Raw genomic sequence first — 26,228 nt, forward strand, 5'->3', positions numbered from 1 at the left:
CCGAAAACCTTCACGTTCATCCTGCAAGCAGGATGATTACTCACTCGTTGTTCAGTTTTCAAAGATCAAACTTCGTTCTTCACCGTCGCTGTTTTCTCTCAGCGGCGACTTTTATAATATATCATACTTCGTTTGTTTTCGTCAAGCTTTTTTTTGAAGTTTTTTTCGAAGTTCTTATTAAACTTCGTTTTGACTTCAAACGCTCTTGACCAAGCAAGCAAAGCAACGAGATATAATGTACCATAGATTCAAGTTCAGAGTCAACTACCCAAACAAAGAAATTTTCAAACCCAGCAACAGCCCTACTCCAGGCAAACCCAAAATGCTCACAGTTCCGATTGTAGCAGGGTTCAGCGGTATATATGCACCAGTGATCCAACCCGAGTAATTAACAACATAGATGCCTATCGCAGCCAGAGCGAGATGTATTCCGAATGACGTGAGCCATGACAACCCGATCCGTTTCCGGAACAGGATAATCACCAGTGCCAGCAACGAAGCTACAAGCACACTTCCTAAAATCACACTTTTCATAGTTCGTACCCCCTTCTCTTATTCCTTCTGTCACACACTCATGCCTCGATCCATTACAGGCGACTTTTTCATCCCTGCCCGTTTGGCCCGTTTCAGATGGATCTGGTACTTACGCTCAGCCGCTTCCAGAACAAATATCGCATAATCAATCTCATCTTTCCCCTGGGCCTCTTCAAACTGCCTCACTGCACGCTCCCACTCCGCTTTGGCCCTTTCAATCTCCAAATAGATCTGTTCTTCTTCCATCTCCTTCTGTAATTGAGTGCGTCTCTCCACCGAGTGTCTTGCATTTTTCCAGAAAAACATATGCTCTCCCCCTTTGATTCAGCACGACATATTCTCATACTTATCAAGGAAAGGACAAACTTAGAACTATGAACCATATAAAATCCGAAGCAATCTATTTCACACCCAATAAAAAAAGAGAGCCTCTCGGCTCTCCTGCTAAAGCTGTTCCACTCTCCATCAAACAACTTCATATAAATACCTCTACGGTCACCTAAATCCCGCTACGCACCCTTATCGGATCTCTCTGCGGCCTTCCAGCGCCTTCGATAGTGTCACTTCATCCGCATACTCCAGGTCTCCCCCTACAGGCAGTCCGTGGGCTATCCGGGTTACCGTAATTTCAAATGGACGAACCAGGCGCGATATATACATCGCAGTAGCCTCACCCTCGATATTCGGATTCGTTGCAAGGATCAATTCCTGTACCCGTTCATCACTCAACCTGGTCAAAAGCTCTTTCAAGCGGATATCGTCCGGGCCGATTCCCTCCATTGGAGAGATGGCACCTTGCAATACATGATAGTACCCGTCAAATTCCTTGGTACGCTCCATCGCGACAAGATCCTTGGAGTCCTGAACTACACAGATGACCGAAGCGTCCCTGGACTTATCCTGACAAATACGGCATGGATCAGTATCCGTAATATTACAGCACACCGAGCAGTAATGAAGGTTACGCTTCACACTGACGAGTGCTTTGGCAAAATCAATAACGTCATCTTCCTTCATGTTAAGCACATGAAAGGCTAGTCGCGCAGCTGTCTTGGGACCAATACCCGGCAATCGGGTAAAAGCATCAATCAGCTTCGCTATCGGTTCGGGATAATACAATCGATTGCGTCTCCTTTGACAGGATCAATTTTAATTAAAACAATCCCGGAATTTTCATACCACCAGTGAATTTACCCATGTCCTGGTTAGCAATTTCATCAGCTTTACTCATTGCATCATTTACTGCCGTCATAACGAGATCCTGCAGCATTTCTACATCTTCCGGATCTACTGCCTCAGGTTTGATAGTAATAGAGAGCAATTTTTTATGTCCGTTAACTTCTGCCGTTACTACACCGCCACCAGAAGTACCTTGTACTGTTTTGTCCGCCAGTTCCTCTTGTGCCTTCAGCATTTGCTCCTGCATTTTTTTCACTTGTTTCATCATTTGGTTCATGTTGTTCATGATTATTCATCTCCCTTGTAATAGTTATAACGCTATGCGCTTGATATATCTATTCCTTGATCACTACAAGATCTTCACCGAAGAGCTGGATGGCTTCATCAATCCAAGGCTGCTTGCTGCCTGAACTGCCGTCTTCATGCTCAGGTTCAAGCTTAAAGTCCTCCTTTGGCGCTTCAGCAGCTCCTTCCATTGCTCCTGTCCAATCCTTGAGCATCATTGTCACCAGACGGGCTGAACGTCCGAGATGTTCGGACAAGACACGCTCAATCACTTCGCGATTGGCCTGCTTCTCTGTCGTTTCACGGTGAATATTATTCTTAAATGCCACCAATACGTTGTCTTCCAGCACAGATACCGGCTCACCATCCATAAACCAGGCATGGACTGTTACCTTCTCTTCTTTTACACGCTGCAAGATTTGGCTCCATTTTTTGCTGACCTCCACAAATTCAGGAGATCCTTTGCGCGCAACGTATTGATCCAGCTGTGCAGGCAACTTTGCCGGAGAATTGCCTCTCGATACTGGAGCTCGCGTTGCCGGACGAGATGGACCACTTGGTGCAGCCTCCCCTCCAGACAAACCACTCTTCAGAGCACGATCCAGCTTCTTCTCCAACTCAACAAGCTGTTGTTTCAAACGGTTAATTTCCCCGCTGTCAGCCTGTGAGGTTGCAGCCGAACCTACCGATGCAGAAGCCTGCCCTAATGCCTCTCCCTGCGCAGGTATGCTACACAGTTTGAGGAGAGCGACCTCAAATAACGTTTGCGGCTGTACTGCATATTTCATTTCGCTCTGGTACCGATTAAGCGTGTCAATCATCTGGAACAGTTGTTCCTTCGTAAATGATTCTGCCATATCGCGGAACGACTCGGGATTAAGCACCCGATCGGTCAGCTTATCTGCATCCGGCACCATCTTGATCATAAGCAAATCGCGGAAGTAATACAGCAAGTTCTCCATGCATTTATCTGCACTCTTGCCTTCATGCATAAATCCTTCGATCATCTGCAAAATATGTCCGACATCACCCTTGAGCAGTGAAGCAGCAAGCTTCGCAAATTGCTCTGAAGGGATTCCTCCGGTCATATCCATGACCTGTTGGTACGTTACCCTTCCATCTGTGAAGGAAGAGATCTGGTCCAGCACACTGAGCGCATCCCGCATCCCTCCATCAGACAGACGAGCAATGTATTGGAGCGCATCCTGATCAGCCTCCATGCCCTCCTGCTCACAGATCAGCGTGAGGCGGGCCGTCTGCTCTTCCAGAGAAACCCGGCGAAAATCAAATCGCTGGCATCTGGAAATAATGGTAGCCGGAAGGCGATGTGGTTCGGTCGTTGCCAAAATAAACATTACATGCGGAGGCGGTTCCTCCAATGTTTTGAGCAAAGCGTTGAACGCTTCTGTTGTTAACATGTGTACTTCATCAATAATATAGACTTTCTGCCGGACTTCGGTCGGGGCATATTTAACCTTTTCGCGAAGATCGCGGATCTCTTCAACACCCCGGTTGGATGCCGCATCAATCTCCTGAACATCCATTACAGCACCGGTCGTAATCCTACGGCAAGCTTCACATTCGTTACAAGGCTCAGGCGCAGGCCCGCGCTCGCAGTTTACAGCTTTGGCCAAAATCTTGGCGGCACTTGTCTTCCCTGTTCCTCTGGGCCCGTTAAACAAGTAGGCGTGGGAAGTCCGCTGTTCACGAATCGCGTTCTGCAAGGTCTGAATAATATGCTGTTGTCCCACCATATCTTGAAACGACTGGGGACGCCAAGCCCGGTATAACGCGATATGCTCCATGATGCGTTACCTTCCTTCCACTTCGCATTCGAGTCCTTTGTCGTTCCCCCATTATACTATATTCCGGGGTGATTCCAAACTTTATCTGACCCATCATGCGTGGTTTTTTTGTACATATCAAAAAGACCTCTGCATACATACAACTGCAAAGGTCTCTACATTCAAATGGTAAGCCGTGCACCTGCTATCGATAATTGCGATCCAAGTGGCACCCCTGAACAACGGCTCAGGCTAGGCAACCCTCCGGCACAAGAGTGATCTCACTTATGGCTGCTTCCTTCCGGACCTGACCAGGTTCATGAGTACTCATTGCGGAGGACCCAACCGTCAACACCACGTTCAGGGACCAAACCTCACATCGACAATACCTCTAGCAGGAATTCAACCTCGCTATAGCGGATTGCGAGTTACAGGGCACCGCTACCTCCCCATCTAGCACGGTAAGAAATAGTATAACGTAAGGTCATCCAAATTGCAACCAGCTGCGAACTGGAACCTTTATCCCTATATAAAAACCCCTGCCAAAGGCAGGGGTGGTTTGGATGCAATTAGCAGACAATTCCCGGGGAATTGCTGGAATTAGATTCCGTATTTTTTCTTGAAACGATCGACACGGCCGCCAGCATCGATAAACTTCTGTTTACCGGTGAAGAACGGGTGGCACGCGGAGCAAATCTCTACACGAAGTCCGTCTTTAACCGAACCAGTTTCAAAAGTATTCCCGCAAGCGCAGGTTACTTGACCAATCGTGTATTTAGGATGAATTGCTGCTTTCATTACCTTTCACCTCTTTCCGCCCTGAGCCTCAAGCGGACCCAGAGTAAATGGCACAACTTCAGAGATTATAACACGGCCTAATGCCGGTTGCAATCCATTATTATCAAGAGGTGATCAGGCGTTTGGGACGTGCCATTCCGGCTGGCGGAACGTGGGTATACGAGCCAATAACAACATCAGGCAACTCTTCTTCAAAGATTTCAATCATCTGCTTCATTCCCAAAATATCGCCTTGAGCTGGAGGAATCAATTCCAGGTAGCTCTCCGGGTCAATATTCAGATTACGCATTTGAATCAAACGCAGGTCTGTTCTGCGGGCAAACTCAATCATCGCTTCAATCTCTTCCTCACGATCCGTAACACCCGGGAAGATCAAATAGTTAATGGATGTGTAGACACCCTGTTGAGCCGCATACTTCATCGACTTCTCCACATTGGCAAGCGTATATCCACGTGGTTTGTAGTATGCATTATAGTGATCATCGAGTGCACTGATGGTGCTTACACGCATCAAATCGAGACCAGCATCCACGATACCCCGAATGTGATCGTTCAAACCAGCGTTGGTATTAATGTTGATATACCCCATGTCCGTGATCGAACGCACTTCACGAATCGCTTCAATAATCAATTTGGCTTGAGTTGAAGGCTCACCTTCACATCCCTGTCCAAAGCTGATAATGGACTCCGGCGTTTTCAGATGTTCCAGCATAACCTCAACTATTTCGTCCACACGCGGCCGGAAGTTCATCCGGGTTTGCGGGGAAACAAAGCCACTGTCATCCGGCTGTTCTGAAATGCATCCAAAGCAGCCTGCATTACAGGAATACGATACAGGGACTCCGCCTTCCCAACGATTAAGGAACGTATTGGATGATGTCAGACACTCATACCCAAGCGCACAGTTGGACAAATGAGTGTACAGGCGGTTTTCAGGATACTGTTCGGTCAGACGCTTAACTCCGGCACGTACATCATCGCGATCACAGTTCAGCGGATTCCATTGATCCGGATGATCGGACATGCGGGCAGTGACGTAGAATGCGTCATCTTTCCACACGACAGCCGAATACCCGAACAATGGGAGCTTGTACTCTTTGTCTGTTTTCACATAACCCGGCAAACACAGGCGAGTGAAACCTTGCGGAAGCAAAGCTCCTACGGCCTGTGTATCACTCGGGAGAGGCAACATTTCGCCCGTATCCGGATCCATCCCGATGGGACGAGTGCTTGGTAATCCAACAAGTGTTGCACCTTCTGGTAGAGGGATAAGTTCATCCTCCATAATTTCAACGATCATATCTCCACTACGGGCAAGCCCATACAGCGATGGATGATCAAATACATTGCCTTTTTCATCTGCGTATACTAAATACATGATGTTCTCCTCACATATAATGGGTTAAACCGAACGACGAGTTTTATGGTGAATTCAGCAGTATGACTGCCAAATTTGAGATGATAAAATGATACTATTTTATGTTGTTGTTGCCGAGGTAGCCGTCTGTCTTGGCGAACGCCGAGTAGTCGTGGTTCCCGAATTGCTCGTCGGGCTGTTGCCCGCTGCATCAAACGCTGCCAAAAATTCGGCATTCGTTTTGCTATTGCGCAGTTTTTTCAGGAAGCTTTCCACAAAGTCATGTGAGTCATTCATATTTTTGCGAATGGTCCAGATCGTATCCAGCTCTTCCTTGCTTAGCAACACTTCTTCCCGGCGTGTACCGGAACGACGAATATCGATGGCCGGGAAAATACGGCGCTCTGCCAGTTTGCGGTCCAGATGAAGCTCCATATTGCCCGTACCTTTAAACTCTTCATAGATAATATCATCCATACGTGATCCCGTATCGATTAACGCTGTCGCCAGAATAGTCAGGCTTCCGCCTTCCTCGACATTCCGTGCTGATCCAAAGAAACGTTTTGGACGGTGGAATGCTGCAGGATCAATACCACCACTAAGTGTCCGGCCCGATGGCGGGATAACCAGGTTGTATGCACGAGCAAGACGTGTAATACTGTCCAGCAGAATAACTACATCCTTTTTGGCCTCAACCAGACGAAGAGCACGCTCTAGGACCAATTCCGCAACCTTGATATGATTTTCAGGCAACTCATCGAATGTAGAAGCCACAACTTCCCCTTTAACCGAACGAGACATATCCGTTACTTCCTCCGGACGTTCATCAATCAACAGGACAAACAGTTCAATTTCTGGGTTGTTGGTTGAAATGCTGTTGGCAATTTCTTTGAGGAGAAGCGTCTTACCTGCTTTGGGAGGTGCTACGATCAATCCGCGCTGTCCCAAACCTACAGGGGCCAGCACATCCATAATGCGTGTGGACAAATGGTTGGGGGATGTTTCGAGAACCAGTTTTTTCTGCGGATACAATGGGGTTAAAGCCGGGAAATGAAGTCTTTCCGCAGCCGCTGAAGGGTTCTCACCATTCACGGCATTGACTTGCAATAATCCGAAATATCTTTCGTTTTCCTTCGGTGTTCTACATTTGCCTGATACCAGGTCACCTGTCCTGAGGTCAAACTTACGAATCTGTGAGGCTGAAATATAAATATCCTCGGTGCTCGGCAGGTAGTTGATCGGGCGAAGAAATCCGTAACCCTCAGGCAAAATCTCGAGCACACCCTGCATAAACATCAAACCACTCTGTTCAGCCTGAGCTCGTAGTATGGCAAAGATCAATTCTTTCTTCTTTAGTGTGCCATAGTAGGGAATCTGATATTTTTTGGCCAGTTTGTAGAGGTCCGTTAGTTTCATTTCTTCCAAATCGGAAATTTGTAGATCCATATAATAACCACCTATTCAATTAATAAGTCCGTGAAATGGATAGTTTCGCTTGATGATCCGGCTATGGAGAACAGCATAATTCTGCTCTGCTGCATTCTCTTCTGTCCATTGTACGGAATGTAACCGTTATAATGCAAATACTTGTCGTTGAGTGTAAGTTACCGGGCGGGATGACCCACATACAGTGCTATCCGCTTGTGAGTGAATACATAATTCACGAGGCTTTCGATCCGGGTACCAGTCAAGAAGCTCAGACAAACCGGGGTTTGGGGAAAAAGGAATGATGTCAGTTCTTACAGCCATATGATATTTGATCCAAAAAAAGACCCTCCGGGTAAGGAAAAAGAACTATTTCTTCTTATCCCGGAGAGGCTGAGAACTCTATTAGAATAGGTTTACCCAATTGTTGTAAAGATATGCAGTTCTGTCAAAATAATAGCGGCAAGTCACCAATCCTGCAATATGCCGGATTCGTCACTCAGTCTCACGCCATACATCTGCACCAAGCATTCGCAGGTTCGTAACGAGGTGGTCATACCCACGGTCGATAAATTCGACACCTGTCACTTCAGTCACACCTTCACTAACTGTAAGACCGGCGATGACCAGCGCTGCTCCGGCACGAAGATCAGATGCTTTTACCTTGGCCGCATTGAGTGCGCCGCCTTCGATAATGGCTGAACGGCCTTCTACGCGAATTTTGGCACCCATACGCACCAGCTCTGGAACGTGCTTAAATCGGTTACTGTAGACAAAATCACTCAGAACACTTACACCTGTTGCTTGAGTTAGTACACTTGTCATAGGAGACTGCAAATCGGTTGGAAAACCAGGGTATACAAGCGCTTTAACATCCACATGGCTGTATGAAGGTTGTCCAATGACACGAATACTCTCGTCCAGTTCTTCAATGCCCACGCCCATCTCCAGCAGTTTGGCCGTCAAAGCCTCCAGATGTTTGGGAATGACGTTGTCAATCAGAACATTACCACGCGTTGCCGCTGCAGCAATCATATACGTACCCGCCTGTATGCGGTCCGGGATGATGGAATGACGGCAGCCCTTGAGCTCCGACACGCCCTCAATGCGGATGGTTTCAGTACCTGCACCTTTAATGCTGGCACCCATTGAATTCAAAAGTGTTGCTACATCTATAATCTCAGGCTCTTTAGCCGCGTTTTCGATAATTGTAGAGCCTTTGGCACGTGTTGCCGCCAGCATAATGTTAATGGTTGCACCTACACTGCTTACATCCAGGTAAATCTTTGCTCCGCGCAGCTCTTTGGCATGCAAATGAATGGAGCCATGTTCGTTTGTTACTGTTGCGCCAAGCGCTTCAAAACCTTTGATGTGTTGATCAATCGGACGAGGCTCAAAGTTACAGCCCCCAGGTAAACCAATTGTTGCTTCTTTGAATCGCCCAAGCAATGCTCCCATCATATAATACGAAGCACGCAGCTTCTTTACTGGACCATTGGGCATGGGTATGGATTTGATATCGGAAGGGTCAATCTTCATCTGACTGCCTTCCCAAACTACACGAGCTCCGAGTTCCTCCAAAATTTCCGCATAAACCGCCACATCACTCAAAAGCGGCAGGTTGTCCAGCACGACCTCTGATTCGGCAAGCAATGCTGCAGGAATAAGCGCAATGGCGCTGTTCTTGGCGCCGCTTATGGTTACAGTCCCCTGTAACGGACGTCCGCCACTAATCATCAATTTTTCCATAAAGCTTAATGTCCCCCTACGTGTTTTGCAGCCGATGAACGGCATTACGTGCTGATGGCTTCCTACGTGAAATAAGGTGTGAAAATGGAAAGACACCGGCTAGGCGGTGTTCTTTCCACTTCACAGTATGGAACTGGTAAAGATAAATTACGCTTTGTTGTTGGAACCAAACTCGCGGATTTTACCTTTAACGGTTTCTTTGATTGCATCACGGCCTGGTACGATGAACGTACGTGGATCGTAAGCATCTGGTTTAGCTGCAAGCACTTCGCGAACCACTTTGGAGAAAGCAATTTGGTTCTCTGTGTTTACGTTGATTTTGGAAGTACCCAGGGAAATGGCTTTGTCGATGTCGTGTTTAGGAATGCCTGTACCACCGTGCAATACGAGTGGAACTTGTACCGCGTCACGAACTTCTTCCATTTCTTTGAAGCCCAGGTTAGGCTCGCCGTGGTAAGGACCATGAACGGAACCAAGAGCTGGTGCCAATGTATCGATACCTGTTTCTTTCACGATGCGAACACACTCTTCGAGGTCAGCGTACATGATGCCGCCAATTACGTCGTCTTCTTGTCCGCCAACTGTACCTACTTCAGCTTCAACAGAAACGCCTTTAGCGTGTGCATATTCAACGACTTTTTTAGTCATTTCGATGTTTTCGTCGATTGGGTGGTGGGAACCGTCGATCATAACGGATGTAAATCCAGCATCGATCGCTTCTTTACACTTGTCGAAGCTGGAACCGTGGTCCAGGTGAATAGCAACCGGAACGGTAATTTTCATGTCATGAATGAGTCCTTCTACCATTTTTACTACAGTGTAGAAGCCGCCCATGTGACGTGCTGCACCTTCGGATACACCCAGGATTACTGGGGATTTTTCTTCTTCAGCAGCACCCAAAATTGCTTGAGTCCACTCAAGGTTATTGATGTTGTATTGACCAACTGCATATTTTCCTTCAAGCGCTTTGTTCAACATGTCTGTCATAGATACTAATGGCATGGTTTCAATCCTCCTAGGGGTTTGGGTTGTGTCTATGGTTTTTAGCCGAAATCACATACGGGCTTATTATACCACATCCCATGTCAAATACTAAACAAGCATTTGCAAAAATGCTGTGCTTTGCAGCACAGTTTTCATAGATAGCGCATGAAGCCGCTCCCATTCTCAATATTCCCTCGTTAATTGGCCCAAATACCCATAACCCCCAAGAAGTACACACCTGTTTCACGCAGACAAAAAAATCCTGCATTCACAGGATTCAGCTGCACCTATTGGCCGTGTCATTACGAAGCTGCATGTTGACCGCCACACGCATCTCATCGATATCAAAAGGTTTCGTGAAATGCATTAGCGCACCGAGATCAGTCGCTTCCTTGATCATGTCCAGCTCACCATATGCTGTCATCATGATGACTTTGATATCGGGATCAATCTCCTTAATATGTTTCAAAATTTCAAGGCCATCCATGCCAGGAATCTTCATATCAAGCAACACCAGATCAGGCTTATCGTTGTTCACAATCTCCAGTGCGATCTTGCCATTGGGCGCCTGGAACGTGTTATATCCTTCACTGCTGAACACTTCCATTAAGAGGATTCGAATCCCGTTCTGGTCATCAACGATTAACACTTTTTTATTTTCCACTCTGTAACCTCCTGGATTTAGGAAAGCATGTATATCTCCGAATCTGGATAACTATCCCATAGTCGTCATGATAAGTATTCTACCCTTCCCATTAAAATCCTGCCCCACACACAAATTACAGCTAAACATTTTATCTCCTCTCCGCGTGGAGGAAACCCATTATTAAATCAAAAAAGGGATGCTCACCGCACCAGCCTGTAATCCCAGGCTATCGGCAAACATCCCTCTTTATCATCGGGTTAAATCTATATTATTTTTCCGCATTCTCCAAAGAAGCTTTTACGAATTCACGGAACAATGGCTGTGGACGGTTCGGACGGGAAGTAAATTCCGGATGGAATTGTACAGCCAGGAACCAAGGGTGTCCCGGAAGTTCCACGATTTCAACCAGACGGCCATCCGGAGATGTACCGGAGATAACCAGACCTGCTTTTTCAATCGCTTCACGATACTCATTGTTGAACTCATACCGGTGACGGTGTCTCTCATACACCAGCTCGTCATCATAACAAGCCATAGCCAAAGAACCTTCCTGCAGCTTGCAAGGATAGAGACCCAGACGCATCGTACCGCCCAGATTCTCGATATCTTTTTGTTCTGGCAGCAGATCGATTACCGGGAATTCGGTAGCCGGATTGATCTCGGAGCTGTTCGCACCATTCAGACCCACAATGGAACGTGCATACTCGATCACGGATACCTGCATACCCAGGCAAATACCGAAGAACGGAATGTTCTTCTCACGGGCATAACGGATCGCCGACACTTTTCCTTCAATACCACGATCTCCGAAACCACCAGGAACAAGGATACCGCCAACGCCGTGCAGCAGATCGCCTACGTTCTCGTCCGTGATATCTTCAGAATGGATCCAACGGATCTTCACGTCTGCATTGGATGCAAATCCTGCATGGGACAGGGATTCAACAACACTCAGATAAGCATCGTGCAATGCTACATATTTACCTACGATTGCAATCTCAACCGTACGCTCCAATTTGCTGATGCGGTCAACCAGCCCTTCCCACTCGCTCATGTCCGGTGCAGGAGTGGTCAGTTTCAGGTGATTCACCACGATTTCATCCAAACCTTCTTCACGCAGGTTCAAAGGTACTTCATACAATGTATCCGCATCGCGACATTCAACTACTGCATTTGCATCAATGTCACAGAACAGTGCGATTTTAGCTTTCATATCTGTCGAAAGCTCATACTCTGTACGGCACACAATAACGTTCGGTTGAATTCCGATGCTGCGCAATTCCTTCACGCTGTGCTGGGTTGGTTTTGTTTTCACTTCACCAGCTGCCTTGATGTAAGGAATCAGCGTTACATGGATGTACATTACGTTGTCACGGCCCACATCACTCTTGATTTGACGGATGGCTTCCAGGAAAGGCAAGCTCTCGATGTCGCCCACTGTTCCGCCGATCTCCGTAATAACAACGTCCGAACCTGCTTCACGTCCAGCGCGGAATACGCGCTCCTTGATTTCGTTCGTAATGTGCGGGATAACTTGTACCGTACCGCCCAGATACTCTCCGCGGCGCTCTTTGCTGATAACGGAGGAATACACTTTACCGGTCGTGACGTTGCTGTTTTTGGAGAGGTTGATATCGATAAAACGCTCGTAGTGACCAAGGTCCAAATCCGTTTCCGCGCCATCATCGGTTACAAATACCTCACCATGTTGATAAGGACTCATTGTTCCCGGGTCGATGTTGATGTATGGATCAAATTTTTGAATGGTTACCTTGAGACCTCTGTTTTTCAGCAGTCTGCCCAACGAGGCAGCGGTGATCCCTTTACCCAGGGAGGACACAACTCCGCCCGTCACGAAAATATACTTTGTCACTGTTATTACCCTCCTAATATAAATACAGAAATTCAGGCGATATATGGTGTTATCGTAACCCGTTTCCCAGGTAATCATCGTTAAAAAGAGCAATGGCAGAAATTCCCTGCATCTGCGAACTGCTCTTTTGTGCGAAGACCATGTGTACAAACTTGCTCTACAGCTAAGAATGGTGCAAATTTTCCGAAAGCCAATCATCCATGCCTGTCCCCAAAAATGGCATCAAGCCATCTCTTGCTGAGGTTTTTTTATATACAAAAAATGGGCCACGGATGTTTGGCCGGGAGCGTGCGGAAATCAATCATTTTGCAATATTCTGCCTCTAAAAATACAAAAAAAAGTACTCCCGCAGGACGGGGCACTTTTTTATAAAAAACATAAATATATTCTCGCTCATTCATAAGCCCATGCAATAGTTTACCCGTTCCCCCGTGCGCTGTCAAGGCTGACTATCTGGGGAAAACGGGTAAATTATCGACATCAAAAATGACGGTTACTTATCGGAATCGTCATCAAATTCATCCTCGTCTTCGGACTCATCTTCATCGTCTTCATCGAGGTCTTCTTCTTCCAAATCGTCATCTTCAACCAGAACTTCTTCATCGCTGTCATCTTCATCAAAGATGTCGTCATCGTCGTCGTCATCATCGTCATCGTCGTCTTGATCATCATCGGCATTGTCGAAGTCTTCGTCACTGTTGTAGCTGTCTTCCTCTTCGCCAAAGTCCTCATCTTCCAGATCATCATCTTCATCGTTGATGATACGCGGACGCTTCGCACCTGTCATGGAATCTTCTGTTCCACCGACTGGATACCAGCGTTTCAATCCCCAAAGACTTGTACCGACACAGGCAAAACGGCCATCGATATTGATCTCGGTATATAGCTGGGCGATAAACTCGTTGATTTCTTCATCAGTCATTCCGCGCTGTTTTGCTACCTCATTCATCAAATCACGGTAGTAGTACGGCGTATTAGCCGCTTTCAGCACCATAAAGGCAAGGTCAACCAAAGGAATCTCTCTTACCTTTTCTTTATCAATTTTCAAATTGAGCGAGGTACTCACTGACAGACACTTCCTCTCACACATAATTCACTTTATATCCCTACGAGCTGGACCGTTACGTATAACATATCCATTAACAAACCTAAGTAAAACCTATTTAGCGGTAAAAAGCAAGTTTTTATGTAGGTAGGATATACAAATTCAAAACACTTCGGTCCCTATTGGCAACGATCCCCTTTCTGTAAAAGTGAGTGAACATTGAAAAAGACGGAGTCCCCTCCGCCTTCTGACTGTATACCCCTGAAGGATTGCTCCTTACCAGGGTCCCCGCAAGAGCCCTCTCGCCCTCCATCCATCATATGTCCCTGCGCCCGTTTTGACACGGAGAGAACGTCTTTTTGTAAAAAAAGGGCAAGTTCCCCATGCGGCGGGATGAATGCATTCATAGAATACCTCAGCATGTTCATCCCGAAGGGGGCAGCCCATAATGGACTATACTGGTTTTTTGCATCAATTAGTTGAAGGAATGCAGCGTCCTGAACCGGAACAGGCAGGGCGGTACCTGATCCGGTTCGCCAAACCAGGACAGTATGAAGCCTGTCTGCTTGAGCTCTCGCGGATGCGGAATGAGCATACCCACCTTGGAATGGTGCGCTCTTCACGGCTGGCTCGTTCCATTATTGCTCCAGTACATTGTCCGGAGGAATTGAAACAATACAGCGACGAGATCACTGTGGAGGAAGATGTGCAGATCTCGCTTCATGCAACGGCACTTCACAATAAACCGGCCACAGTACAAGGGGTTCCATGGGGAGTTAAACAGATTCGCGCCCCCAAAGTGTGGTCCGTCTCTACAGGACACCGGATCAAAATAGGCGTGATCGACACAGGTGCCGACTATCACCATCCCGATCTTCGATACTCCCTGGCACGCGGGATCAATCTGTTAAACCGGAGTATGCTTCCCCATGATGACAACGGTCACGGTACCCACATTGCCGGAACGATCGCTGCAGCCAATAGCACGGAAGGCATGATTGGCGTAGCTCCGCGCTCCCTGATCTATCCGGTCAAGGCATTTGACCATAACGGTTCTGCCTACGTATCCGATATTGTACTGGGCATCGACTGGTGTGTACGTAACCGGGTCGATATTATCAATATGAGTTTCGGCATGAAAACCCGCAGCAAGGCTCTCCTTGATGTGGTGAACCGGGCATATCAGGCCGGCATTGTCATTGTGGCCTCGTCAGGAAACGACGGCAAACGCCGAAGCATTGATTATCCTGCACGTTATCCGCAGACCATTTCCGTAGGCGCCACCGACAAAAATCGGCGGATCGCTTCCTTTAGTAATCGCGGTGCATACGTCGATGTCTATGCACCCGGCGACAAAATTGTCTCTTCCTGGGTGCAGGGCAAGCACCATGAGATGAGTGGTACATCCATGGCAACGTCCCATGTGAGCGGCGCCATTGCGCTGCTGCTCGCGAAGCATCCGGGTCTCTCGCCTGGCGAGATCAAGATGCTGGTCAAGCGCGCAACCGTACCGCTGCGCGCACGCAAGTCCACCACCGCGAAGAGCAAAGTACGCGGTGGCGAGATTGACGCCCTCCGGCTGATGCAGGAGGGCGGCGGGTAGCGGGCAGCGGCGTGATGCGCTGCCCTAGGGTTGGCCGGCTGCAGCCTATGGCAGGCCGGCCTGCCCAGGTGCCCGGGTGGTCCGCACTGATATGGCGGGATTGACCACCGGGCACAGCAAAAAGTCTCCATGTCCACGCTGCATTGCAGGCGTGATGCATGGAGACTTTTTGTCACTCGCCGAGCGGCAGGTGCGCCGCTTGGTCTCGGGGTTACATTTTGTCCGGTGCGGATACGCCCACCAGACGGAGCGCTGTCGCGATGACGGTGCGCACTGCACCAATCAGCGCCAGACGCGCTTGGGTTTGTCCCGCGTCTTCTGTAATGACGCGTTCAGCACGGTAATAGCTGTGGAACAGCGATGCCAGCTCATATACATAACGGATAATGCGGTGAGGCGCATATCCGGTAGCAGCTGCGGCAATCTCTTCAGGCAGCTCGCCCATTTTGCGAAGAAGATCGAATTCATGTTCCGTTGTCAGCTTGGACAGATCAATCTGCGCCAGCGGCAGCAGCTCGATGCCCTGCTCTTCGGCTTGACGGTATACGCTGCATACACGGGCATGTGCATATTGTACATAGAACACCGGATTTTCATTGGACGTCGAAATCGCGAGATCCATATCAAAGTCCAAATGGGAATCCATACTGCGCATGGTGAAGAAGTAACGGATCGCATCGATGCCTACTTCATCCATCAGATCCTCCATCGTTACCGCTTTACCGGTACGCTTCGACATCTTCACTTTTTCGCCGTTCTGGAACAAGCTCACCATCTGTGCAATCAGTACCACCAGCTTGGATGGATCATTGCCCAGTGCTTGCATTGCCGCTTTCATCCGTGGAATATATCCGTGGTGATCGGCTCCCCAAATGTTGATCATTGTGTCATATCCACGGGAATACTTATCACGGTGATACGCAATATCCGGTGTCAGATAGGTGTACGTACCATCGTTTTTGATCAATACACGTTCCTTGTCGTCACCATATTGCATGGTTTTCAACCAGGTAGCGCCATCTTTCTCGTAAATCTCGTCACGATCACGCAATTCGTCCAGAACGCGAAGGACTTCTCCATTGTCGTACAGCGACGTCTCGCTGAACCAGATGTCGAATTTTACACGGAAACGATTCAGGTCACGCTTGATTTTGTCCAGCTCTTTCTCCAGACCAAAGTCACGGAAATAAGCGGCGCGGTCACCTGGATGCATCGACAGCAAGCTGTCTCCCTTTTCGGCAACAAGCTGCTTCGCAAATCCTTTGATATCTTCGCCGTGGTATCCATCTTCCGGCATCTCGGCATCCTGACCCAGTTCTTGCAAATAACGTGCTTCAATCGAACGCGCCAAATTAAACACCTGATTACCAGCATCGTTAATGTAGTATTCACGCGTCACATCATAGCCGGCGTAATCGAGGATGTTACAAAGTGCATCACCCACAGCTGCTCCGCGGGCATGTCCCAGGTGAAGACTGCCTGTCGGGTTCGCACTGACGAATTCCATCTCGACCTTACGTCCTTCGCCGACATTGATTCGTCCGTAGTTCTCACCCTGTTCGTGAACAAGTCCAAGCACCGGGTAGAGATAACTCTTGTCCAATTTGAAGTTAATGAATCCTGGTCCGGCAATCTCTGCCTTCTCGATTCCGGCTTCTGCAAGGTTCAGGTTTGCAATAATCTCTTCTGCGATCTGACGAGGATTGCGTTTGGCAATCTTGGTCAGCTGCATCGCTGCATTGGTTGCCAAATCCCCGTGCGACTTGTCGCGCGGTACTTCAAGAGTAATAGCTGGCAGTTCCTCCTGCGAAACGATGCCGGCTGTTACAATAGCATTGCCGATCGCGGTACTTACCCGTTCGTTAATAGTATCCAATGGATTACGTGTCATGAAATTGGTTCCTCCTGTATGTGCAAACTAATCTCGAAATGTCCGGCTTCTTCGTCAAAGCGGTAAAAGTCATAGCTCCACGCTGCGCGTGCGCTTAATCCCTGTATGGAAAGGTCCAGCTTATGTGTGTGCGTGGACAGGGTGAATGACATGTAAGGTGATCGGTAAAAACCTGGGAGCTTGCGATTCATTTCAAACGTTTGCTCCGATTCCACCTCACCATGGCGTATAATCTTGAGCGATTGTCCGCCAAGCTTCAATGTTGTTCGGGTAATACCGCCTTCCGGTCCAGCCTGCGGCTCTTCGTAACGAACGTAGAGCACAGATCCTTTCATCACGGCTTCACCCTTCATTTCCTGCAGCACATCTTCGCCTTCATAACGGCTGTGCAGCCGGATCTGAACCGGTCGCATGTTCGACATGAATGTTTAACCTCCAATATATTCGAGGCGGCGCAAATTCGGGCAGGACCGGTGAGAACAGCCCTTCCCGAATTCAAGTACCGCTATACGCGCTAATATTACCGGATAACTCTCTATCCTACACTCTACTGTATAACTATATCCAGTTCACTCGCTCAATTCAAATCCAAATTCAGAGTTTTTGCTCTGCATCACAAAAAAAGCAGAGCTGCACCCGGAAAGTGCAGCCCTGCTTCGCTACATTATAATGAGATCATACAGAAAGATCAGGTCCATCGAGATTCATACGGAAACGGGCAAGTAGATTCCACCAGCTTGGCACGTACTTGGACCAGACAGCCACAGTAGCGACACGTGGTGCCGTATTGCAGTGCCGGGCAGTCTGCACACAAGGATAACCGCTGCGCATACTCCTCATCCGGTACCACAGGACGTGAACGCGAGGCCATTTCCACCAGACGAGCCATTTTGGATTCACTGATGTTTACCGCATGTCGATCACTACATCCCTTGCAAGGCTCCTGCCTTGCCACAAAACGACTTGAACCGGATGTACTCATCGCATTACCCTTGGACTGCAATAACCCCTACGGATGCAGGCGGCAGAACGAAGCGCAGCTCCTGATTAGCAAGGGTAACACCCTTCCATTCAACAGGCTCCACCCGGCTCGGATCTTCAAACGTATTGAATGCACCAAAATCGGCATGATGCAAAATTCGTCCCGATACGGAAGATGACTCCGCAGCTTCAAGTCGGCATACGACTTCCAGTTCATCGGTGTGACTCAGATTGCATGCCGTTACATGGATAACTCCATCCTTATTGCGGGAAGCGGACAAACTAAGCTGAGGAATGGTGTCTTCCCCGAGAGTGTATCCAGGACTCTCATAGTTCAGTTCCAATCGCTGTGCGTCCATATGAACCTGATACATATCAAACACATGGTACGTTGGCGTGAGCAGCATACGCTCGCCTTCTGTCAGCACCAATGCCTGCAGTACGTTAACAATCTGTGCCAGGTTGGCCATTTGCACCCGTTTATTATAGCGATTGAACAGATTCAGGTTAATGCCCGCCACAAGCGCATCCCTCATCGTGTTTTGCTGGTACAGGAATCCCGGATTTGTTCCCGGTTCTACGTTATACCAGGTTCCCCACTCATCAATAATGAGTCCTACTTTGCAATCCGGGTCATATTTATCCATGATTTCCGAATGCTTCACGATCAGTTCTTCCATATGCAATGTGCGCTTCAGGGTCTGAAACCAGGCTTGATCGTCAAATCCTGTAGATTCCCCTTTATCCTGCCATACACCCGTTGGCAATGTATAATAATGAAGACTCAATCCATTCATGTGCTGCCCTGCTTCACGCATCAATACTTCGGTCCAATGATAATTATCCTCGTTGGGGCCACAGGCGATTTTGTAAATCTGATTATCGGAATAATTGCGTACGTATGTAGCATATCGGCGATACTCATCTGCGTAGTATTCTGCACGCATGTTGCCGCCGCATCCCCAGTTCTCATTTCCTACACCGAAATAAGTCAGCTTCCAGGGCTGCTCCCTGCCATTTTCCTTCCGCCAGTTTGCCATGGGTGATTCTCCGTCAAACGTAATGTATTCAACCCACTGCTGCATTTCATGGACCGTGCCGCTGCCCACATTGCCACTGATGTAAGGCTCGGCCCCCAGCAGCTCACATAATCTCAGAAATTCATGTGTACCAAAATGGTTGTTCTCTTCCACGCCGCCCCAGTTCGTGTTAATCATGCGTGCACGTTCACTCAATGGGCCGACACCATCTTTCCAGTGATACTCATCGGCAAAACATCCCCCAGGCCAGCGCAGCACAGGAATATTAAGCTTTTGCAGAGCCGTCAAGACATCATTCCGGATCCCTTCCGTATTTGAAATGGGTGAATCCTCTCCTACCCATAACCCTTCGTAAATGCAGCGCCCCAAGTGCTCAGAGAAGTGACCATAAATATTGCGGTTTATTAATCCTTGTTCTGAATTGGCTTTTAAAATAACATCTACCATCATTTCAACCTCCCAAAAACTGTTGTTATCGCTTACATTAACTTGTTTTTGAACAGGTTTCAACCGTTTTTATTCAGACGAAAACAAGCCCTTTCTGACAAATAGTTCTAGGAAAGGGCTTGTTTCTAGCTGCATAGGCCAATAGACAATAAATAACCAATATTGGTCCTCTTTGAGCCTGAATTTATCATATTGTTATTTCAAATAAAGTGTCGTTTCACCCTACTCTCCGGGCAATAAGATTTTTTGTTTCCACGTGCTTCCTCCGTCGGTTGTTTCATAAATTGCAGGGGAATCATTGCTTGTAACGACAAGCCATCCGGTCTTGACGGAGGGAAACGAGATTCGGGAACTGTAGCCTGTTCCGTCCAAGTCTACATTTTTCCACGTGGAACCTGCGTCGTAAGAGCGCCCAATACCCACTTTGCCCGCTGCGGGAGACCCGCCTGAGAGGTATGCAGTCTGGTTTCCGATCAATGCGATATTCCCAGGATGTCCACCGGGATCAGCCGGTCCTTTACCTTTACCTAGGCTATTTCCACCAGGTGCAGGGCCTCCACCTGCTGTCGACTGGGCAAACACCTGCCGCCAGTTTCTGCCTTCATTCCCGCTTGCATAGAGAGAATAGGATTGTTGCGACATGCCTGCATCACCATATAAGACAGCCCATACCTGTTTCCCATTTGCATATAGGTCTGCCCCGGTCCATGCAGCAGAAACGATTCGGAGAGAGGTTGTCCAGTTCTTGCCTCCATCCGAAGTCCAGAGCAAGTGATAGCCTGAGCCAGGCACGACTACAACGGCATACCCTTGTTTATCCGTGGTGAAAGCTACTGATCGCGTATTCGCCGGAGTGTTGATTTCAGTCCAGGTCAATCCGCCGTCCTGTGTCCGATACGCCCCATTGTAGGTATAGCCGTAGCCTTCATTTTTGCTTATAAAATTAATTCGCTTGAACTGAATGCCAGGAGTATCAAGTCGCTTCCAGTGTGATCCACCATCGGCGGTGCGAATAAGATATGTCTTGGCAGAATCTTTTATTTGTGCAAGAGCAAACCCGTTTACATTATTAGGAAAATCCAGCTGTGTGAATTGCCATTGCCCGGTATAAATGGACTGCCATGTACAACCTGCATTCGAGGTACCGATGAGGAACCCCTCTCCAGCTGCCCGGCCAGTAGTGTTGTTCAGAAAATCAATGTCTGTAAACTGTAGGCGCTGATCTTCCACACCGCTGCCCTTGTTCAATGCAGCAGACAATCCGTGATCTCCACTTCCGCATGTCGGGGAAGATGCAGCACTTGCATCTGACTGCATATGTACTGGTCCCAGTCCCCAAGCCATTGTTAACGATAATGCCAGTGCGCCAATCCGTTTCCACGTCGTTGTACTCTTGGTTGTCATCGCGACACCTCCTTCTATGTTTTTACCCTATTATGCGAGTTCTAACGTAACAATCTGTTATCGCGAGTGACATTATTGCAATAAAAAAACCACCCACACCTACGATTGGTATCAGTAGGTACAGGTGATCCCTTCACTAAACGTTGTGTGATCTAAGTTAAACCGGAAATGTCTCAATAGCAATAATAACAAAACTGATACCTAGAAATAGGCAAAATCCAAAATGCAGTTTGTTATTCTTAAATTCCCGAATACTATATGCGGCAAAAAGCATCGCTAGATTAACCAATATGAAAGATAGATTAACGAATACAGTCATCATTAATATAAGATTGATTACAAATATCGTAAGTATCACACTAAACCACTTTGGAACCATACTCAAATGAGCCCGAATCGCATTCATAAATATCCACCTTCCTCTATTCCCATATTATACATAATTATTCCTCATAATTGCATCAAATCTACAACAAATGGTATTGTCATGGGAACAAATGTACTATAATTGCTCTTATGGACTTTAAATCATGGTGGATGTTTTCATGACACGGCGCAGCTTCCCAAAAGGGAGTAACGTCGATGGTCAAACTTGTGGCGTTGCTTGATGTAATCCGGTAGATTGCTGCGATTCTCAGTCTAGCACTGAGTGTACAAAGGCTATACCGCTGGTTGCGTAAAAAGTTCGTAACAAGCAAAAACCCACCTCATAGGTAGGAGCCTGACGGTGGGTTTCGCTTGAACTAAGCTATGAAGTTTAATACGCGCCGTGGCGATCCACAGCCTTTCTGGCCCTAGAGTCTTTGTCGCTACCAACGACAAAGGCTCTTTTGCAGTATATGGCCGAACCAGATCACCCTATACTTCACTGATGTAATATATCAATTAATAACGTTGTAGCCAGTATAACACAGTCCAATGAAGTCAACTTCAATGAATTTAACTTGGCTGTTACTTTACGAATCCAAGCAGCATTTCACGGATCATCTTCGCAGCCACAATCTGTGTTTGTTGTGTTGGATCATAGATCGGCGCTACTTCAACCAGGTCGCAGCCGACTACATTTACATCAGAAGCTGCAATCATGTGAACGGCTTCCAGCAGTTCTTTGGAAGTAATGCCACCCGCTTCTGCTGTACCTGTTCCCGGTGCTGCGGACGGATCAAGCACGTCGATGTCGATGGTTACGTACACCGGACGGTTGCCCATTTTTGGAAGAGCTTCTTTCATCGGAGCTGCCACTTCAAATGGGTAGAAGTTAATGTTCTCCCGTCCATATTGGAACTCCTCACGGGAGCCGGAACGGATTCCGAACTGATAAATATTTTTGCCGCCCATCAGCTCAGCTGCTTTGCGCACTGGCGTCGAGTGGGACAACGGCTCGCCTTCATAGTGTTCACGAAGGTCCGCGTGGGCATCAATATGAATCAGGATAAGGTCCGGATATTTTTTGTACATTTGTTGGATGACCGGCCAAGTAACCAGATGCTCTCCACCGAGGCCAATCGGGAATTTGTCGTCAGCCAGCAGGCTGCCGATGTATTCACTGATCACTTCAAGGCTGCGTCCTGCGTTACCGAAAGGCAGAAGCAAGTCTCCTGCATCAAAGTAAGTCATATCGACAATGCTTTTATCGAGGTATGGGCTGTACTCTTCTAGTCCAACCGATGCCTGGCGGATATGGGAAGGACCGAACCGGGAACCCGGACGGAAGCTGACAGTGTAGTCCATCGGCATCCCATAGATGACCGCTTTGGAATTCTCATAATCCTCAGAACTGCAAATAAATACGTTACCAGAATAAGCTTGATCCAATTTCATTAATAATTTCCCCTTTATTTCGTTAAGTCTTCCACGAATTTAGGAAGTACAAAGGCTGCCTTGTGCAAACGTGGTGAGTAATATTTGGTATCCATCTCTGGAATTTGGGTCTCGTCCACTTCAAGTGGATCATATTTTTTGCTGCCCATTGTAAATGTCCACAGACCACTTGGGTAAGTTGGAATGTTACAGCCGTATACGTGTACGATGGGGAAGATCTCTTTAACATCCTTGTTTACTTTTTGAATCAAATCCGCCTTGAACCAAGGGTTATCGGTTTGAGCAACGAAGATGCCGTCTTCTTTTAGCGCTTCATGGATACCTTGATAAAAACCACGCTCAAACAGTGGAGCGGCCGGGCCTACAGGCTCCGTGGAATCCACGATGATTACATCGTATTCATTTTTATGTTCAATAATATGCATATAGCCGTCATTGACGAGCACTTCAACATTGGGCTCGTCCAGTTTGCCGGCAATTTCAGGCAAATATTTTTTGGAGTATTCGATTACTTTACCGTCGATTTCGACCAGCACTGCTTTTTCTACTGCAGCATGCTTAATGACTTCACGAATGACGCCGCCATCGCCGCCACCTACAACCAGAACTTTTTTCGGATTCGGGTGAGTGTTTAGCGCAGGGTGAGCAGCCATCTCATGATAAACGAATTCGTCTTTTACCGTGGTCATAACCATGCCGTCGAGCAGCAACATGTTACCGAATTCCTCGGTTTCTACCATGGCCAAATCTTGAAAGTCCGTCTTTTCGCTTACATATGTCTGCTTAATCTTCGCGGTGATCCCGAATGCCGGGGTCTGTTTCTCCGTGAACCATAATTCCATGATCTCTACCTTCTTTCCGTAAAGTTAATGATCAGCCGTACCCAGCATAGCACTTGTGCGCCGCCGGTTCACCAAGCACTCCAGCGTCCCGCGCCATTTAGCGTTATGGTTGCTGGCTGCGGAAAGATCCGCGTTTCACTTCATTATATAGATTAAACTTGACCAGAACGGGCGAAGCGTTTGATTGAATCAACAAATCAATGACGATTGATGCTGTTCGTTCTTCGGTGCCTTATTGTAGGTTGTGCCAAACTGTACCTTTTCATTACCCTTTTGCATTATACGCGATAGATGTTTATACTGCAAAACGGTTTTTACTGCATCAAAGCTACATTTTAAACTGTTCGTCAGAAGACTGAATATACCTGTCAATGAAATCCCATACTGGGAAGAAAAGAAAGAAAGGGGCCCGTTCCATGACTCAAACTCGCCAGAAGACCCGCAAACGCGGGTTCCGTTTATTCAAATGGATCAAAAGCCTCTCCCTGCTCGCTGTTCTTGGTATTATCGCGACTGTTGCAGGATTGGTTTATCTATATGCTACCAGCCTGCCCCTGGCCGATTCGGATCGCAACTCCAGGCTGCTCGATAGCCAGGGTGAGGTCATTGCTACCTTCTCTGCAGGCGGAAAAGATTCCGTACCCGTGCTGCTGACAGATATCTCACCAGACCTGATTAACGCTACGCTGGCTGTCGAGGATCGCAAATTTTATAACCATTATGGCTTCGACATTCAAGGAATGGGACGAGCCGTGCTCGTTAACCTGGAACATATGGAGATGTCTCAAGGAGCGAGCACCCTCACACAGCAGCTTGCGCGCAATCTGTATCTCTCCCATGAGAAGACATGGACTCGCAAGGCAAAAGAAGCGATGTACACCGCACAGCTTGAAATGAAATACAGCAAGGAAGAAATTCTTCAAATGTACCTCAATGAAATTTATTATGGTCACGGTGCTTACGGAATTGAAGCTGCTTCGCGTATGTATTTTGGCAAATCAGCCAAACAACTGGATTTGGCGGAAAGCGCCATGCTTGCAGGTATTCCGAAAGGTCCCACCTACTACTCTCCATATAACCATATGAAGAATGCAAAGGATCGTCAAAAGATCGTACTGGCCGCTATGGTCGATATCGGCAAAATAACAAAAGCCGAAGCAGACAAGGCTTATGAGCAGATGCTCTCCTTCAAGCCGGAAAGTGAACGAAAAACGGTAGAAAGTGCTCCCTATTTCCGAGACTACATCCGCAACTTAGCAGTTAAGGAACTGGGCATTAGTGAAGCGATGCTGGACCACGGGGGACTAAATATATACACCACATTGGATCTGCGTGTACAAAAGGCTGCTGAAGACGCCGTAGCCAAAGGCATGGATCCCAAAAGCGAGCTGGAGACGGCCATTGTGTCCATCGACCCTCGCACTGGTTATATCAAGGCAATGGTAGGCGGCAAAAATTATCGCACCAATCAGATCAACCATGTACTGGCGACGACACGTCAGCCAGGGTCGGCATTTAAACCAATTATGTATCTGGCTGCGCTGGAATCCAAACAGCTGACCAGTGCATCCATCTTCAATAGCGAACCAACATTGTTCCACTATGACAATGACCGTAAAACCTACAAGCCTGGCAATTTTGGCGACAAGTATCTGGGAGAAATTGATCTAAGGCAGGCAATTGCCGCCTCGGACAACATCTATGCGGTGAACACGATCATGCAGATCGGACCGGAGCAGGTCGTGAACATGGCCAAGAACCTGGGCATTACCAGCAATCTGAGTCCTGTCCCCTCTCTCGCTCTGGGTACCTCACCCGTGAGTCCATTGGAAATGGCCTCAGCCTTTTCTGTTATCGCTGCAGGCGGACAACGAACACCTCCGGTTGCCATCCTGCAAGTGACAGACGCGGCAGGACGTGTAATTTACGAAGCACCACAAACCAAGGCCGAAAAAGTGGTAGAACCCGCTGCCGCTTATGTTTTAACACGTTTAATGGAAAGTGTTTTCGAGAATGGTGGTACAGGGAATCGGGTAGCTACAACCATTAAGCGTCCGGTAGCCGGCAAAACAGGCACAACCAATACCGATGCCTGGATGGTCGGCTTCACCCCCGAGCTCTCCACCGCCGTATGGGTTGGTTATGATCAGGGCAAGGCCATTTCCACTTCGGATGGTCGCCGTGCTGCACCGATGTTTGCCCAATTCACAGAGCAGGCTCTTGCGAGTGTGCCGCCGAAAATTTTTCCCGTCCCTGATCATGTGGTCAGCGTGTATATCGACCCGGAATCCGGCAAACTGGCAGGCAACGGCTGTGAAGAGAAGCGGCTTGAAGTATTCATTGATGGTACAGAGCCAACAGAAACCTGCCGTGGCACAGCAGATGGTACAGATTCCGAGAAGGACGATGGCAGCCGTCAAGTACAGAACCAGCAAGGAATACAGGAAGAGAAGCATTCGTGGTGGAAGGACTTTAAACGCTGGTGGGTAGAATGACGCAAATACGTAATGACTTAGTTGCGTCACTAGAATAATGGGTCA

The 26,228-nt window shown here is 47.8% G+C and carries 22 protein-coding genes and 1 other RNA gene; 2 read left to right on the forward strand and 21 right to left on the reverse strand.

Annotated elements, in window-relative coordinates:
* Positions 1-264: 264 nt before the first annotated feature.
* From AB3N00_RS30285 to rpoE, 14 genes are all read right to left on the reverse strand, one after another.
* Positions 265-534 carry a pro-sigmaK processing inhibitor BofA family protein gene (locus tag AB3N00_RS30285; RefSeq protein WP_413037755.1) on the reverse strand — a complete coding sequence of 90 codons (270 nt, stop codon included), beginning with the start codon at positions 532-534 and terminating at the stop codon, positions 265-267.
* Between the two features lie 30 nt (positions 535-564).
* Positions 565-840 carry a DUF2508 family protein gene (locus AB3N00_RS30290; RefSeq protein ID WP_413037756.1) on the reverse strand — a complete coding sequence of 92 codons (276 nt, stop codon included), beginning with the start codon at positions 838-840 and terminating at the stop codon, positions 565-567.
* A gap of 213 nt (positions 841-1,053) precedes the next feature.
* Positions 1,054-1,653: a recombination mediator RecR gene (gene recR, locus AB3N00_RS30295; protein WP_175394168.1), complete on the reverse strand. Its 600-nt coding sequence runs from the start codon at positions 1,651-1,653 to the stop codon at positions 1,054-1,056.
* A gap of 34 nt (positions 1,654-1,687) precedes the next feature.
* Entirely contained in the window at positions 1,688-1,999 is a 312-nt protein-coding gene (locus AB3N00_RS30300) for a YbaB/EbfC family nucleoid-associated protein (RefSeq protein WP_095293487.1), read from the reverse strand.
* A 49-nt stretch (positions 2,000-2,048) separates the two neighbouring features.
* The gene (dnaX, locus tag AB3N00_RS30305) at positions 2,049-3,803 is read right to left on the reverse strand and encodes a DNA polymerase III subunit gamma/tau (RefSeq protein ID WP_413037757.1); all 1,755 of its coding nucleotides are present in this window, start codon (positions 3,801-3,803) and stop codon (positions 2,049-2,051) included.
* A gap of 173 nt (positions 3,804-3,976) precedes the next feature.
* An RNA gene (gene ffs / locus AB3N00_RS30310) (signal recognition particle sRNA large type) lies at positions 3,977-4,244 on the reverse strand.
* Between the two features lie 138 nt (positions 4,245-4,382).
* Positions 4,383-4,580 carry a 50S ribosomal protein L31 gene (rpmE, locus tag AB3N00_RS30315; RefSeq protein ID WP_175394166.1) on the reverse strand — a complete coding sequence of 66 codons (198 nt, stop codon included), beginning with the start codon at positions 4,578-4,580 and terminating at the stop codon, positions 4,383-4,385.
* A 103-nt stretch (positions 4,581-4,683) separates the two neighbouring features.
* The gene (locus tag AB3N00_RS30320) at positions 4,684-5,958 is read right to left on the reverse strand and encodes a radical SAM protein (RefSeq protein ID WP_413037758.1); all 1,275 of its coding nucleotides are present in this window, start codon (positions 5,956-5,958) and stop codon (positions 4,684-4,686) included.
* 99 nt (positions 5,959-6,057) lie between these two features.
* Positions 6,058-7,383 carry a transcription termination factor Rho gene (gene rho, locus AB3N00_RS30325; protein WP_413037759.1) on the reverse strand — a complete coding sequence of 442 codons (1,326 nt, stop codon included), beginning with the start codon at positions 7,381-7,383 and terminating at the stop codon, positions 6,058-6,060.
* Between the two features lie 474 nt (positions 7,384-7,857).
* Positions 7,858-9,111, reverse strand: a complete 1,254-nt coding sequence (locus AB3N00_RS30330) for a UDP-N-acetylglucosamine 1-carboxyvinyltransferase (protein WP_175394163.1) — start codon at positions 9,109-9,111, stop codon at positions 7,858-7,860.
* Positions 9,112-9,258: 147 nt separating this feature from the next.
* Positions 9,259-10,113, reverse strand: coding sequence for a class II fructose-1,6-bisphosphate aldolase (gene fba, locus AB3N00_RS30335; RefSeq protein WP_175394162.1), 855 nt, complete (start codon positions 10,111-10,113; stop codon positions 9,259-9,261).
* Between the two features lie 259 nt (positions 10,114-10,372).
* The gene (locus tag AB3N00_RS30340) at positions 10,373-10,759 is read right to left on the reverse strand and encodes a response regulator (RefSeq protein ID WP_175394161.1); all 387 of its coding nucleotides are present in this window, start codon (positions 10,757-10,759) and stop codon (positions 10,373-10,375) included.
* A gap of 250 nt (positions 10,760-11,009) precedes the next feature.
* Positions 11,010-12,614, reverse strand: a complete 1,605-nt coding sequence (locus AB3N00_RS30345; protein ID WP_413037760.1) for a CTP synthase — start codon at positions 12,612-12,614, stop codon at positions 11,010-11,012.
* Positions 12,615-13,107: 493 nt separating this feature from the next.
* Positions 13,108-13,680, reverse strand: a complete 573-nt coding sequence (gene rpoE, locus AB3N00_RS30350) for a DNA-directed RNA polymerase subunit delta (protein ID WP_413037761.1) — start codon at positions 13,678-13,680, stop codon at positions 13,108-13,110.
* 427 nt (positions 13,681-14,107) lie between these two features.
* Here rpoE and AB3N00_RS30355 point away from each other — a divergent pair, with 427 nt between their 5' ends.
* The gene (locus AB3N00_RS30355) at positions 14,108-15,262 is read left to right on the forward strand and encodes a S8 family peptidase (protein WP_413037762.1); all 1,155 of its coding nucleotides are present in this window, start codon (positions 14,108-14,110) and stop codon (positions 15,260-15,262) included.
* 211 nt (positions 15,263-15,473) lie between these two features.
* On the opposite strand, the gene argS is transcribed toward AB3N00_RS30355, so the two are convergent.
* The 7 genes from argS to speE form a co-directional block, all read right to left on the reverse strand.
* The gene (gene argS / locus AB3N00_RS30360; RefSeq protein WP_413037763.1) at positions 15,474-17,153 is read right to left on the reverse strand and encodes an arginine--tRNA ligase; all 1,680 of its coding nucleotides are present in this window, start codon (positions 17,151-17,153) and stop codon (positions 15,474-15,476) included.
* The gene (locus AB3N00_RS30365; protein WP_413037764.1) at positions 17,150-17,575 is read right to left on the reverse strand and encodes a DUF1934 domain-containing protein; all 426 of its coding nucleotides are present in this window, start codon (positions 17,573-17,575) and stop codon (positions 17,150-17,152) included. The genes argS and AB3N00_RS30365 overlap by 4 nt, the downstream gene beginning before the upstream one ends.
* A 266-nt stretch (positions 17,576-17,841) precedes the next feature.
* Positions 17,842-18,135, reverse strand: coding sequence for a DUF6171 family protein (locus AB3N00_RS30370; protein ID WP_413037765.1), 294 nt, complete (start codon positions 18,133-18,135; stop codon positions 17,842-17,844).
* Between the two features lie 4 nt (positions 18,136-18,139).
* Positions 18,140-19,621 (reverse strand): alpha-N-arabinofuranosidase, encoded by a 1,482-nt coding sequence (locus AB3N00_RS30375; protein WP_413037766.1) that lies wholly within the window; start codon positions 19,619-19,621, stop codon positions 18,140-18,142.
* Positions 19,622-19,843: 222 nt separating this feature from the next.
* Entirely contained in the window at positions 19,844-21,025 is a 1,182-nt protein-coding gene (locus tag AB3N00_RS30380) for a WD40/YVTN/BNR-like repeat-containing protein (RefSeq protein WP_413037767.1), read from the reverse strand.
* Between the two features lie 951 nt (positions 21,026-21,976).
* Entirely contained in the window at positions 21,977-22,846 is an 870-nt protein-coding gene (speB, locus tag AB3N00_RS30385; protein WP_175394153.1) for an agmatinase, read from the reverse strand.
* 14 nt (positions 22,847-22,860) lie between these two features.
* Positions 22,861-23,688, reverse strand: coding sequence for a polyamine aminopropyltransferase (gene speE, locus AB3N00_RS30390; protein WP_175394152.1), 828 nt, complete (start codon positions 23,686-23,688; stop codon positions 22,861-22,863).
* A gap of 416 nt (positions 23,689-24,104) precedes the next feature.
* Here speE and AB3N00_RS30395 point away from each other — a divergent pair, with 416 nt between their 5' ends.
* Positions 24,105-26,183, forward strand: coding sequence for a transglycosylase domain-containing protein (locus AB3N00_RS30395; protein ID WP_413037768.1), 2,079 nt, complete (start codon positions 24,105-24,107; stop codon positions 26,181-26,183).
* Positions 26,184-26,228: the final 45 nt, after the last annotated feature.

The organism is Paenibacillus xylanilyticus (genome assembly GCF_047246825.1).
Classification (GTDB): Bacteria; Bacillota; Bacilli; order Paenibacillales; family Paenibacillaceae; genus Paenibacillus; species Paenibacillus xylanilyticus_B.